This window comes from Reichenbachiella sp. (assembly GCF_039944555.1).
In the GTDB taxonomy this organism is placed as follows: Bacteria; Bacteroidota; Bacteroidia; order Cytophagales; family Cyclobacteriaceae; genus Reichenbachiella.
In genome coordinates this window covers 924,043-937,873 of sequence record NZ_JBDUYN010000006.1, presented here as the reverse complement: position 1 = coordinate 937,873, position 13,831 = coordinate 924,043, and the positions used below count along the sequence as shown (strand labels likewise).

12 protein-coding genes are annotated in these 13,831 nt (G+C 40.9%); 7 read left to right on the top strand and 5 right to left on the bottom strand.

All coding sequences use genetic code 11. From position 1 onward, the window contains the following. Positions 1–5: 5 nt before the first annotated feature. The 3 genes from ABJD64_RS08520 to ABJD64_RS08510 are packed head-to-tail and all read right to left on the bottom strand — an operon-like array spanning position 6 to position 3,322. The gene (locus ABJD64_RS08520; RefSeq protein WP_348180375.1) at positions 6–1,076 is read right to left on the bottom strand and encodes a M42 family metallopeptidase; all 1,071 of its coding nucleotides are present in this window, start codon (positions 1,074–1,076) and stop codon (positions 6–8) included. A 2-nt stretch (positions 1,077–1,078) separates the two neighbouring features. Next, positions 1,079–1,705 carry a hypothetical protein gene (locus ABJD64_RS08515; RefSeq protein WP_348180374.1) on the bottom strand — a complete coding sequence of 209 codons (627 nt, stop codon included), beginning with the start codon at positions 1,703–1,705 and terminating at the stop codon, positions 1,079–1,081. A 60-nt stretch (positions 1,706–1,765) separates the two neighbouring features. Continuing rightward, complete coding sequence (locus ABJD64_RS08510; protein ID WP_348180373.1) at positions 1,766–3,322, bottom strand: acyl-CoA carboxylase subunit beta; 1,557 nt, start codon at positions 3,320–3,322, stop codon at positions 1,766–1,768. A 120-nt stretch (positions 3,323–3,442) separates the two neighbouring features. On the opposite strand from ABJD64_RS08510, the gene ABJD64_RS08505 reads away from it, so the two are divergent. Together ABJD64_RS08505 and ABJD64_RS08500 are read left to right on the top strand one after the other, a co-directional pair. Further along, on the top strand, positions 3,443–4,357 hold the full coding sequence (locus ABJD64_RS08505; RefSeq protein ID WP_348180372.1) for an exopolyphosphatase: 915 nt from the start codon (positions 3,443–3,445) through the stop codon (positions 4,355–4,357). 9 nt (positions 4,358–4,366) lie between these two features. Next, complete coding sequence (locus tag ABJD64_RS08500; RefSeq protein WP_348180371.1) at positions 4,367–5,434, top strand: Ldh family oxidoreductase; 1,068 nt, start codon at positions 4,367–4,369, stop codon at positions 5,432–5,434. Here ABJD64_RS08500 and ABJD64_RS08495 read toward each other — a convergent pair. Continuing rightward, positions 5,431–5,976 (bottom strand): hypothetical protein, encoded by a 546-nt coding sequence (locus ABJD64_RS08495; protein WP_348180370.1) that lies wholly within the window; start codon positions 5,974–5,976, stop codon positions 5,431–5,433. The genes ABJD64_RS08500 and ABJD64_RS08495 overlap by 4 nt on opposite strands. Before the next feature lie 37 nt (positions 5,977–6,013). Further along, positions 6,014–6,304 (bottom strand): septum formation initiator family protein, encoded by a 291-nt coding sequence (locus ABJD64_RS08490; RefSeq protein ID WP_348180369.1) that lies wholly within the window; start codon positions 6,302–6,304, stop codon positions 6,014–6,016. A gap of 436 nt (positions 6,305–6,740) precedes the next feature. Here ABJD64_RS08490 and ABJD64_RS08485 point away from each other — a divergent pair, with 436 nt between their 5' ends. The 5 genes from ABJD64_RS08485 to ABJD64_RS08465 are packed head-to-tail and all read left to right on the top strand — an operon-like array spanning position 6,741 to position 13,828. Next, positions 6,741–9,416, top strand: a complete 2,676-nt coding sequence (locus tag ABJD64_RS08485; RefSeq protein WP_348180368.1) for a TonB-dependent receptor — start codon at positions 6,741–6,743, stop codon at positions 9,414–9,416. Continuing rightward, entirely contained in the window at positions 9,413–10,513 is a 1,101-nt protein-coding gene (locus tag ABJD64_RS08480) for a DUF4249 domain-containing protein (RefSeq protein ID WP_348180367.1), read from the top strand. The genes ABJD64_RS08485 and ABJD64_RS08480 overlap by 4 nt, the downstream gene beginning before the upstream one ends. Beyond that, positions 10,510–11,631, top strand: coding sequence for a DUF4249 family protein (locus ABJD64_RS08475; protein ID WP_348180366.1), 1,122 nt, complete (start codon positions 10,510–10,512; stop codon positions 11,629–11,631). Before ABJD64_RS08480 ends, ABJD64_RS08475 begins: the two co-directional genes overlap by 4 nt. After that, positions 11,628–12,731 carry a DUF4249 family protein gene (locus ABJD64_RS08470; RefSeq protein ID WP_348180365.1) on the top strand — a complete coding sequence of 368 codons (1,104 nt, stop codon included), beginning with the start codon at positions 11,628–11,630 and terminating at the stop codon, positions 12,729–12,731. Before ABJD64_RS08475 ends, ABJD64_RS08470 begins: the two co-directional genes overlap by 4 nt. Beyond that, positions 12,716–13,828 (top strand): DUF4249 domain-containing protein, encoded by a 1,113-nt coding sequence (locus ABJD64_RS08465; RefSeq protein ID WP_348180364.1) that lies wholly within the window; start codon positions 12,716–12,718, stop codon positions 13,826–13,828. Before ABJD64_RS08470 ends, ABJD64_RS08465 begins: the two co-directional genes overlap by 16 nt. Positions 13,829–13,831 lie beyond the last annotated feature (3 nt).

The window sequence follows — 13,831 nt, the reverse complement described above, 5'->3', positions numbered from 1 at the left end:
AAATCTTACTTAATATACCTAAAATCCTGTCCATCCTTAAGCTGTATCAGAAACTCGTAGATTAATTCAATGACATGATTGATGTCGTCGTAATGAGCCGTTTCAACTGTTGTGTGCATGTACTTCAAGGGTAACGATATCAGTGCAGAAGCCACGCCTTCGTTGGAGTAGGCAAATGCATCCGTATCCGTGCCAGTGATCCGTGAAGCAGCAGCTCTTTGATATGGGATCTTGTTCTTCTCTGCTGTTTTGATAATGTCGGCAATCAAATTATTCTGAACAGCTGGACCAAAAGTCAAGACAGGCCCTTTACCTGCTTTTTGATCCCCACTGACCTTCTTATCGTACATGGGCGAGTGTGTGTCATGACAAACGTCGGTAACCACAGCCACATTCGGTTTGATTCGAGCTGCCATCATTTCGGCACCCTTCAAACCAATTTCTTCCTGAACGGCATTGACTATGTACAACCCGAACGGAAGTTTCACCTTATTCTCTTTGAGCTTTCTTGCTACTTCGGCGATCATAAATCCACCAATGCGATTGTCGAGCGCGCGACCACAAACGAACCTCTTATTCAAATCCATCAGTTCATCATCGAAAGTAATCACGCAGCCAACTTTTACGCCAAGCTTTTCGACTTCCTTTTTGGACTCACATCCCACGTCGATAAAAATGTTGTCCATTTTTGGACTTTTTTCATTGGCATCTTTTCTTACGTGAATGGCCGGCCAACCGAAAACACCTTTTATGATACCTTTTTCAGTAAATATATTCACCCGCTTAGATGGAGCGATTTGATGATCAGAACCTCCGTTGCGTACGACATAGATATAACCGTCGTCTGAGATGTAATTGACAAACCAGGATATCTCATCGGCATGAGCCTCGATGACTACTTTGTACTTGGCCTTGGGATTGATAACAGCAGCAACAGACCCATAAGTGTCAGTGATGTAGTCATCAGTATATGGCTTGACATAGTCCAACCAAATTTTTTGTCCAGAGGATTCAAATCCAGTTGGGGAGGCGTTATTGAGGTACTCGTATAAAAACTTTTCGCTTTTTTTGTTCATACTTAGTCGAATGCTAATTCGTTAATTTGCTTCAAATCTACTGCTTGTTGATGGCAAAATTCAAAGTTTTTTACGGAATCAAACCACTCGATTACTTCAGTGCGATTCAATGAAGTGGGAGCAGTTGAAAGTATGGTTTGATAGGAAGTGAATGCCCAATCGCGCATACCGGAGGTAAATCCATGAAATATGGGATTGCTGTGTATGTAGATTATCAAGTTTTGAAAATAGCTGAGATGGGTAACCTCTTTTCTTTTGAAGTTTTTTTGAAATAAACTTCCGGTACGACCAATTTGTTTGTTGAGAGCTTGTGTATAGCTGCTGAATAGTTTGGAAAATTGCTTAGAAACAGCGACTGACAGCTCTTCATCCCTTCCAAAGTTCAAAATTTTGGAAGGGGCGAATTCAGAATTGTTTTTAGCCGAATTATTAATTTCATCAAGAGTTTTTACTCTTATGAATATATGAAAGTGATTAGGCATGAGGCGATAAGCGAAAGTATCTATCCAGCTATTGATATACAGTTGATATTTTCTTAAGAAAAACCTAAAATTCTCTTCGCTTCGAAAGAGGTTTTCATCTCCATTTGCTCGGTTGTAGATATGATAATATTTTTCTGGGACGAGCATAGATTAGGCAGGCTTTAATCTCTTCCAAAGTTTTAAACTTTGGAAGAGATATTCAGACAATTACAAAGGAATATTTCCGTGTTTCTTTCTCGGCATGTTTCCTACCTTGTTTTCAAGCATATTGAAAGCCGTAATCAATTTCGCCCTCGTGTTATGAGGAAGAATGACTTCATCTACATAGCCACGTGCTGCCGCGATATAAGGGTTGGCAAACTTCTCAGTATATTCATCCACCTTTTCATCCAATTTGACCTGAGGGTCATCAGCAGCTTTAATTTCACTTTTGAAAATAATTTCAGCAGCACCTTTAGCTCCCATTACAGCGATTTCAGCTGTCGGCCAGGCATAATTCATATCCGCCCCGATATGTTTCGAGTTCATAACGTCATAAGCACCTCCATAGGCCTTTCTTGTAATCACAGTGATCCGTGGGACTGTAGCTTCGCTGAATGCATAAAGTAGCTTGGCGCCGTTCATAATAATGGCATTCCATTCCTGATCTGTTCCAGGCAAAAATCCGGGAACATCTTCAAACACCAGCAAGGGAATATTAAAGCAATCACAGAATCTAACAAAACGTGCACCCTTCACACTGGCATCATTATCTAATACACCCGCTAAGCTTGCAGGCTGGTTGGCGACAATGCCAATACTTCGTCCACCTAAACGGGCAAATCCAACGACAATGTTTTCCGCAAAATTCTTATGTACCTCAAAAAAATCACTTCCGTCAACGGTATTTTCTATAACCTCTTTGATGTCATAGGGTTGATTAGGGTTGGTTGGTACAATTTCATCTAATTGCTTTCGTGTTTCATCACCAGCTTCATAAGGTAGCATTTCAGGTGCTTCTTCGCAATTTTGGGGAACGTAACTAAGCAATTTCTTGATGTTTTTGATGCACTCCACCTCATTGGCACAAGAGAAATGGGTAACCCCACTTTTCGTGCTATGTGTACTGGCTCCACCCAATTCCTCAGCTGTGACGTCCTCTTGTGTAACTGTTTTTACCACATTAGGGCCGGTTACGAACATGTAAGAGGTGTTTTCCACCATCAGGATAAAATCGGTGATGGCCGGAGAATAAACAGCTCCACCAGCGCAAGGGCCCATGATGGCTGATATCTGAGGTACGACACCGGACGCTAACGTGTTTCTATAAAAAATGTCAGCATACCCACCGAGCGATACCACACCTTCCTGAATCCTGGCACCACCAGAATCATTGAGTCCAATGACTGGTGCGCCATTTTGCATGGCCAGGTCCATGATTTTCACAATCTTTTCAGCGTAGGTTTCGGATAGTGACCCGCCAAAGACAGTAAAATCCTGACTAAACACGTAAACCAAACGGCCGTTGACCTGCCCATATCCGGTTACCACGCCATCGCCTAATATCTTTTGTTTGTCTAACCCGAAGTCAGTGGCTCGATGGGTAACGAACTTTCCAATTTCCTGGAAGGTTCCTTCATCGATTAAAAGGGCAATGCGCTCACGAGCTGTCAGTTTCCCTTTTTTGTGCTGAGACTCAATTCTCTTCTCTCCGCCTCCAAGAAGTGCTTCTTGATTGAGTTTTTCAAGGTATTGGATTTTTTCTTCGGACGATTTAAGATTCATTATCACTTGGGTTATTAGTTCGGCTCAAATATAGGGACTTGTACAAATATGAGCACAGGTTTTTTGTTCAAGTTAGGTTCTCAATTTTATTCATAAATTAGCGGAATTTTTAAAATCAATATGAGAGTAGGTATAATAGACATTGGGACGAATACTTTTCATTTGCTAATTGCAGACCGCGCTCGAAATATGAAAATCCTTCACAAAGAGAAGGTGGCGGTCAGATTAGGAAAAGGGGGGATTAGCAACAATACTATTTTACCTGATGCTATAGAGAGAGCTATAGATACATTGACTGATTTTAAGGAGAAGATGCAAAATGAAGTTGTAGATGAAATAATTGTTTCAGCTACTAGTGCCGTTCGCAACGCGCAAAATCAAGAAGAGTTTGTACAGCTGGTCAGACAAAAGGTGGGGTTGGAAATCAGGGTATTGTCGGGTGAAGAAGAAGCGGAATTGATCCACCGAGGGGTGAGCCAATACATTGATTTTGAGGAAGGCACAGGACTGATAATGGATATTGGAGGAGGAAGCATAGAATTTATCCTTGCTGATGCTCAGGAGGTAAAATGGCTGAAGAGCTTTGAACTCGGGGGGCAGCGATTGATAGATCAGTTTCATCATACAGATCCGATTTCGAACGATGAAAAATCTAAACTTGAAGTTTTTTTGACAGAAAACCTGGAAGAGGTTTTTACAAATTGCAAAAAACACGGTGCCTCTTATCTGGTTGGATCATCTGGTTCTTTTGACACGCTCTGGGATGTCCATGCACGTAGGCCTGGTGCCAGACCCATGCAAAGGCCGATACTGTTCAAAGACTACTTCGAAGAAATTCATGAGCGATTGATGCTTTATAGCAAGCAGGAAAGACTTCAAATGGCAGGTATGATCCCTATGCGGGTAGATATGATTGTATCGGCCTCGATTGCCATCAAAGTGATCATGGACAATTGCCATTTTGATCAAATAAAAGTCTCGCCGTATGCGCTAAAAGAAGGACTCTTATACAACGGTTTGCCAAAAAGAAAATAAATTCGCGTCATGTTTAGCTATCAGAGATTATTTGACTTTACCAAGCAAGTTTTCGTGTCCATGGGACATACGGAAAAAATGGCGGATACCGCAGCTACGGTATTAGTGAGTGCGGACATGCGTGGGGTAGATTCTCACGGCATAGCGAGGCTGAAAGGCTACGTTCGATTGTGGGAAGCTAAAAGAATAAATGCTCGACCAATTTTTCAAATCGAACATGAAACACCCTCTACAGCAGTACTTAATGCCGACGAATCATTAGGGCTAATATCTGGGCCTGAGGCCATGAGAATCGCCATGATCAAGGCCAAAAGTGTGGGTACTGGTTGGGTCTCAGTTAAGAATTCTAATCACTATGGTATAGCAGGATATCATGCTATGATGGCATTGGAGCAAGATATGATAGGTATTTCTATGACCAATGCCAGTCCACTGGTAGCACCTACTTTTTCCAAAGAAAGGCTTTTAGGTACTAACCCAATTGCGGTGGCCATCCCAGCTGGAAAGCAACCCGCATTTGTTGCGGATATGGCAACCACAACGGCCGCTAATGGCAAATTGGAAATATTACAAAGAAAGAATGAGGACGCTCCGCTGGGGTGGGTGCAAGATCAGGATGGAAACCCTACCACCAATGCCAACGGCGTGAAAGAGGGAGGGGCCTTGTTGCCGCTTGGAGGAGATCGAGAGCATGCATCACACAAAGGTTATATACTGGGATCCATTGTCGATATTTTTTCAGCGGTGCTATCGGGCGCCAATTATGGCCCTTGGGTGCCTCCATTTGTTAGTTTTATTGATCCGGTCTCCGACCCCGTGGGTGAGGGTCTTGGCCACTTCTTCGGAGCGATGCGCATTGATGCGTTCAGGAAGAAGGAAGAATTTAAGGAACATATGGATACATGGATTGAAAGATTCAGGTCATCCACTCCAGTAGATGAAAACAACCCAGTTCAAATACCTGGGGATTACGAACGTAAGATGGAGGCTATTCGAGAGAAAGGTGGTATCCCTCTTCTTGATCCTGTGGTTCAGGATTTGGGCGAATTGGCTGAGAAGTTTAAGCTTAATTTTTAGAATCCAATTCCGAAATTCATGCCTATAACCCAAGGGCTGTCATAGCGACCGTTGTCTCCGCCATCAGTATAAAGAACATTGTACAGGGCATAAAAATTGAGGAAGCCTCTACCTCCCATTGGTTGCGAAACACCACCACCAATCAGGAATGTATCATATGTTTCTCTGGCCTCAACCTGGTCAAGAAATAAAATTTCGTATTGAGCCATCACAAAGAAGGGGTTGTAAACCACATACTGAGTAAAAAAGCTTAAACCGTAATCATTGAAAGATTGATTAATCGGCTCTTTCCACTTGAAGTATTGATAAGATAGTCCCATGCCTACATTCCATTTTTCAGTTATGCGATATCCTACCTGTCCATTCACACTGGCCCAAATTCGATCGCTGCTAATACCGATTCCACCAATTCCACCACCTACATAGACTTTATCCAGCCATGCAGGGCGATCTTTACCAAGCGCATTGTATTCCAATTGTGCAAAAGCAAAAGGCCCCCAAAGGGCGCAAATAAGAATGAGAAGTGATACTTTTTTAATCATCTACCTGTAGATTTAATCAATGAAGTTTGCTAGGTTGTTAGTCTTCAACAATCACAAACAAATCTTCCCCATCTTTTTTCATGTAATACTTTTCACGTGCAAACCTTTCTAAAAGTTCCATGTCAGAGATGAGCGCTTCACGATCTGCATTTACCTCATCTATTTTTTGTAGGTAGTACCTTTCCTGGCTTTCCAACTCCTTTACTTTTTGACGAAGTTGGTATTGGGAATAAAAGTCATTGGTATCGAAGAAAAGCATCCAGACTAAAAAAGCCATTCCGGAAAGGAAGTAGAAATTTTTAGTGATATGAAGAGATTTTTTGAACATATCGGTAATTAATGTGTGTAAAATAAAGAACCAAACGCCCAAATGCCAAGGAATTAGGCCAAACAATGGTAAAATTTATTGTGCCGAAGTCAAAAATGAATGCAGTCAACTTAGCCATTATCTTGAAATGTCGGATATGGACATTTGATAGAGATACCGGAGCGGCTGTTTGATAAACCTTTTGGACGCTTTATTTTTGAGATGTTTGTTGCACAAAACAATGTTCCAACATATAAATACTTTGAGAGTAATCGCGAAATATTATTTTGAATAATGCGAATTGAACTTGCCAAAAGTCACTTGTATGTACCTTCAATGTATGAATGCAACCGCTAAAATCAGCTATGACTAATATTTATAAAATGTCCGCCAGAATACAATCATTCTGCTTAACCTTGCTCCGTTTTTTCACATTAACACAACACCCACTGACCCCATGAGAATAATAAAATTAGGATTAATTTTTAGTGCTTTTCTAATTTCATCGATTGGTTATGGGCAGGAGATGAACCGTTTGAAAAAGTCCTATTTGGGTTTAGACTTCATCACCGCTGTCGACTCAATTCAAAAAGAAAATAACGTAAAAATATTTTTTAAACCAGATTGGTTTGAGGGTAAGAAAGTCGAAACTTCGGCAGCCGGTCTCACTATTCAAGAGTTTCTAAATAAAAACGTTGAAAAAGACGAACTGAAAGCTGTATTGTACTACGGTACAATTGTATTGGTTGCCAATAACCCGGAACTCTATCAGGTCGAGAAGAGTGCAGACAAAAATCTCGTAATCATCGGCGATAAAAGTTCCAAACTGAACGAGGTAGTAAGTGTAACGGGAAAGATTACAGACGGCGCGAATGATGAACCTCTTATAGGTGCCAGGGTCTATATTAGTTCGCTCAACATTGGTACAATTACCGACTTCAATGGCAACTATTCGCTCAGCGTACCGGTAGGAAAATATGTTATTGAGTATAGCTCTATTAGTTATGAAAATAAACCAGTAGATGTAGTTATTAAATCAGCTGGTAACCATGACGTGAGCTTATTCTCAGGCTCTCTTCAACTCGATGAGCTAGTGATTACTGCAGAGGGGCAAGATGCCAATGTCCAGCAGCGTGTTTCGGGTCTGGAGAATATGAACATCGAAACCATTAAGCAGTTGCCAACCTTTATGGGAGAAGTAGATCCGGTAAAGAGTCTGACTACCATGCCGGGTATTTCAACCACGGGAGAATTGTCGTCTGGCTTTAACGTACGTGGAGGCGAGACTGGTCAAAACCTTATTTTACAAGACGGAGCTATTATCTATAACCCTACACATCTATTTGGTTTTTATAGTGCTTTTAATTCTGATATGGTTAGCGATGTCAACCTTTATAAAGGAGGAGGGCCGGCAAATTTCGGAGGAAGAATATCGTCAGTTTTGGATATCAAACTAAGACATGGCGATGACGAAAAGTACAAAGTTTCAGGAGGCGTAGGTCTAGTTTCCAGTCGCTTGACTGCAGAAGGACCTATTCTCAAAAATAAGGCCTCTTTTTTGATAGGCGGCAGAACTTCATATACCAATTGGTTGCTCCATTCATTAAACAACATAGACCTCAATAGCAGTGCGGCAGCATTCTATGATATGAATGCAAAGCTGCTCTATAGAATTAGCGATAAAGACTATCTGACCGGTTCATTTTACATCAGTCATGACGATTTCAATTTGTCAGGTGATTCTCAATACGATTGGGGAAACAATAACTTCAGTCTGGAATGGAACCATGTCTATGGAGAAAAGACACTTTCTACATTGACTCTTTCAAGCAGTGACTACACAGTCGAGACTTCGACTACAGAAGATGAACAGGAGGCTTTTGAATTTGACAATGGGATCAAAAACTTATCTGCCAAGTTCGAATTTCTTTACAAGATGCATCCGAAAAACTCGCTTACTGCAGGAATGGAATACAACAAAATAGAATCTGAGCCAGGGAACTTGAGACCATTGGGTGAATTTTCTATCATTGATGCCGTGGATATTAACAATCAACATGCGAATGAGGTTGCTATATTTCTCCAGGATGACTGGGACTTGGGGGCCAGACTTGCTTTGTCCGGTGGTATTAGATATTCTATGTTTAGAAGAGTTGGTGCTGATAAAGTGTATTTATTTGAACAGGGCATAGACGTGCTTAGAAAGCCAGAAGTAATTGACTCCACTTTTTATAACAGCGGAGATTTAATTGATTCTTTTAGTGGAATCGAGCCGAGGTTTTCTTTAAGATATCTGTTGACAACCAATTCATCAATAAAGATGAGCTATTACAGGACCTATCAGTACATGCATTTGATCTCTAACACTGTTTCTGCAACCCCACAAGATTATTATTTGGCAAGTGGGCCTAATCTTGATCCACAGTATGCTGATCAGTATTCTATTGGTTATTTCAAGAATATACGAGAGAATCAATATCAGTTTTCCGGTGAGTTCTATTACAAGGACATTTACAATGCGATTGATTTTATTGAAGGTGCGGAAATTTTAGGGAATGAGGAACTGGAAGGAAGTTTAATTCAGGGAAAAGGCAAAGCTTATGGACTAGAAGTTCAAATTAAAAAAAATGAAGGAAGATTAAACGGCTGGATTTCCTATACCTATTCTCGAAGTTTGAGGAAATATCAGAGCGACTTTGAGTATCAAACAGTGAATGATGGTAAGTACTACAGCTCGAATAATGATAAACCTCATGATCTCTCACTTGTCTTGAATTATAAGCTTGGGGCCAGACTTGTTCTGTCAGCAAATTTCAGTTACAGTACAGGGCGTCCGATAACTGTACCGATATCTAAGTTCAGTTATGACAAGACGTTAGCAGCTCTGAGGTACTCAGATAGAAACGCCTACAGAATTCCGGATTATCATAGGTTGGATCTTTCTCTTACGTTGAAGCAGGGACTACGAAAGGATCGCTTGCTTAGAGGTGAGTGGGTATTCTCAATTTTCAATGTTTACGGTAGAAAAAATGCCTATTCGGTCTACTTTATAGATTCGGGACAGGCCCGCAAATTGTCCATTCTAGGTTCTATGTTCCCTTCAATCACCTATAATTTTAAGCTAGCAAAATGAGCCGGACGGCAATTTTGATGATGATAAGTACTACACTTTATACAGGTGCATGTGTCGAACAATTTAATTTCGACGTATCTCACGAGTCACCTCTTCTTGTGGTCGAAGGTTTCGTTTCTGATCTATCATATGACGATATTCAGAACTATCCAGTAGATGCGAGATACTTTGAAGTGAAGCTTAAAATTACTTCCGGAGTAAAGAATAAGCATGACGAGCCAGTTGCCGGAGCTGAAATACAGGTGATCGACGATTTGGCTGAAAGCTGGGAATATACAGAGGTAGAGCCAGGGATTTACAGGCTGTTCTTTGAAGATTTTAAAGCGGAAGCAGGGAGAAGTTATATGCTTAATCTAGAACTCTCCAATGGGGACAGATATGAATCAAATTTTGAAATGCCACCCCCAAACCAAGAGTTGGCAGATTTTTTTTTCGAAGAAGAAGTTATCACCGGATATGATATTAAAGCCGGTGAGGTGGTGATAACCCCTTTGAAAGGAATTACCTACAAGGCCAAAGTCGCCGATTTGGGTACGCAGACTGATTTTGTAAGGTACAGGTGGGATTTTACCACTACCTACGGAGTAATTGCATGGGGATTGGATGAGGATGATATCAACTATAAGTGCTGGATTACCACAGGTTTTTTCTTTAAGAATTTTGTCATTGCGAAAGATTTAGAAGGCGGGTCTACTCATGATTTGTTTTTCTTGGAGACCAACGATCAACATTTACACGAAGGGTTTACAGTTTCATTTAGGCAAACGGCACTTACGGCAGATTTTTATCAATTCTGGGAGGATGTAGAGAGTCAGGAAAAACAAGAGCAACTATTTGCACCTCCTCCTTACAATATTGTTTCCAATATGAGGGCTGTTGGACATGATAAGCCTGTTTACGGATATTTCGGTGTGGTGAGTGAAAAATTTCATAGATGGTATTTTTCTAAGAAAGAGATTTCATACTATATAGACTACCCAGAGTCCTTGCAGCGTTGTGGTGTACCTCCAGCTCCAGAATGCTTTGACTGTCGCCTGATTTCAAGACCAATTAACTCAATTATTACTAACACAGCACCAACGTGGTGGGCAGAATGAAAAAAATAAAATCAATATCTCTTTATCTCTCAGTTTGCTTTGGCCTTTGCCTTTTCAATTCTTGCGTTGAGCAGTTTAATTTTGATACAGGTAGTGAAGCATCCGTTCTCGTCATAGAGAGCTTTATCTCAGATCAGTCCTTTAATGATCAAGGTGTACAGCCGCTAGATCCAAGGTACTTCCAAGTATCACTTAGCACCACCAGTCGGGTATCTAATATCTTGGACCAGCCTGTGACCGGTGCAGAAGTCATGTTGATTGATGATACCAATGAGCATTGGGACTATTCAGAAGATGAAGAGGGCATTTATAGGCTGTACTTCGAAACCTTCAAGGCCGAAGACGGCAAGCAATATAAAATAAGCGTGACCTTACAAAATGGTGATGTTTACGAATCCACCTTCGAAGGACTGCCTGTCGATACGCCACAAGGAGGACTAGTGTTGGAAGAAAAAACGATCAGAGATTACAAAGTAGTAAGTGGCGAAACCAAAATTGTTGATGTAGACGGACTTGCCATAAAAATCAAAACTCCGGAGGTTAGTACTACACAAGAGTTTATATATCATCGGTGGGACTTTGAAACTACCTATGGGTTTGTCGCCAGATTATTGCCTACCCAAACAGATCCAAACTATAAGTGTTGGGTTACAGAAGAGTTATACTATAATGATTTTGTGATCGCGAAAGAGGAAAGTGGAGGGAACGAACACGATTTGTTCTTTTTTGACAGCAGTGATGAAAACTTGCATGAGGGCATTTCAGTCCTGATAAGACACCAGATGATGAATCAGCTCAATTATCAATTTTGGGAGGATCTTGACAATCAGAAAAATCAGGCCGATGTATTTGCTCCGCCACCATATAATCTATTATCGAACTTCAGCGCTGTAGGGCATGAAGGAGAGGTCTATGGTTATTTTGGTGTGGTAAGAGAAAAATTCTACAGATGGACTTTTTCAAGAGATATGCTTTCCTACTCGGTGGTATATCCCGAATCGCTGAAAAATTCATGTAATATTCCCAGACCTCCCAGATCATGTTACGATTGTAGATTTGTAAATCTAGTTTCAAGATCAAGGGTAACTAATACACAACCAAATTGGTGGCTAGAATGAAAGGAGCCTCTGTATTGATATCGATTATCTTCATTTTAGGACTTGGTATTTTCATTTCCTGCATAGAGATTTTCAGTTTTGATACCGACAGTGAACAAGGAATTTTAGTTGTAGATGGATTTGTGTCTGATGTTTCTTCTAATGAATTAGATGATGAAAGGTATTTCGATATAAGATTGGTCATGACCGGAGAGGTTAAAAATAGTAGAGATGAGCCAGTGATAGGCGCAGAAGTCCAAGTCAGTAATGACTTGTCTGAGTTTTGGGATTATACAGAAGTGGAGTCTGGTCTATATCGCTTGTTTTTTGAGGATTTTAAAGCTGAGTCTGATAGAACATATCAATTGCATATCCAACTGTCCAATGGCCAGCGATATGAGTCCGATCCAGGCTATCTACCAGATGACCATTTAGAATCGGAGCTATTATGGGAGGAAACTAGCCAGCCGGAATATAGAACGGTAGCCGGAGAGACCCAAATCCGAGAGGCTCGGGGTCTGCTTTTTAAAGCCAAAATGCCAACATTTGAAAATAATGTCACAGTCTATAACAAGTGGGATTTTATGACGACATACATTTTCACTGCCCCTTTGGCAAGTGCGGACGACCCTAACAGGGTCTGTTGGGTAAATGATCAATTCTTTGTTGACGACGTAGTCATCAAGAAGGAAAGTAAGGGTGAAGCGATACATGATCTTTTTTTTCTTAATGTAGATACAAGGCTTGTAGTTGGCGGTCTTTCAATATTAATAAGGCAACAATCAATGACTGATAAATACTACCAATTTTGGCAGGATTTAAAGAACCAGGAAAAACAGGCTGATCTGTTTGCACCACCTCCTTATAATTTAATTAGCAATATGAGCCCTGTCGGTCACGATGGAGAGGTACTGGGTTATTTTGGTGTGGTACGCGAGAGTTTTTCTCGATGGGTTTTTGATGAGACAGAACTGACTTTTTCCCCATTGACCCCAGGCATATCATTGGCCCCTCTTTGTTTGTTTATACCTCCTCCGGAGTGCTTTAACTGCTTTGAGGGACCATTTGCTCCAAGAGCTATTGTTTCAAATAAAAGACCAGAGTGGTGGATAGGTTGGTAAGGATATTGATTGTTGTCGTCATAGGATGTATGTCTGTGAGTTGTGTTGACCCATTTAAGTTCGACACAAGTCTTGAAGATCGCGCGGTCATCATTGAAGGGGTATTTACGGATGTATCTGCTCAGGAATACTTCTTGGAGTTTAATGATATGCGCTATTTTGAAATCAAATTGAATTGGGCTAGTGTAGTTACAAATACACGTGATGAGTTTATCACAGGAGCCGAAGTGGAGTTGGCCTCTGATTTAAACGAGTTTTGGGATTACACAGAAGTGGAACCAGGTATATATAAACTCATCTATCCTGAGCTTAAAGCCCTTCCGGGAGTTCAGTATGGATTGATAGTGACACTTACGGATGGTACAGTATTCTCATCTGCCTTCGAAAGCTTACCTGCTGATTCTCAAGTAGGGAAAGTATCTTTTACAGAAAACGCTGAGCCCCAGTATGTGTTTGAAGCCGGAGAAACGGTAATTGACGTTGTAGAAGGAGTCAAAGTGAACATAGAAATGCCTGAGGCTTCCGGTTCGGAAACAAATTATTATAGATGGGATTTTCTTACCACGTGGATTTTGGAGGCTGCTCTAATCCCTGCAAGCAGCCCCTTCGGCCTCTGTTGGATCACTGAGCAGTATAATTTGGACGAATTTCGATTGCTAGAAGTAAAAGATAAAGTTGCTACTGAAAACTTGTTCTTTTTGCCAACTACAGGCAATTTAGAAGTAGAAAATGGATTTTCTGTTAGAATAAGACAATTGGCCATTTCATCCGGATATCATCAGTTTTGGGAAGATTTGCAAAATCAGCAGGATCAATCTGATTTATTTGCACCTCCGCCCTATAATTTACCTACTAACTTGACCGCGACGGCAGATCATGTCGATGTATACGGATATTTTGGTGTAGGAAAAGAGACTAACTATATATGGTATCTGAATTTGAGAGAGCTGTCTTATGTACCAACCTTCAGCGCTCCGTGTTTTCCAGTTGTACCAGGAGACGATATTGCACCTTATTGCAGCAACTGTCTTCGTTATGAAGGACTAAAATTTGGTGCTGAAATCACAAATATTCAACCTAATTGGTGGAGACCTTAAAAC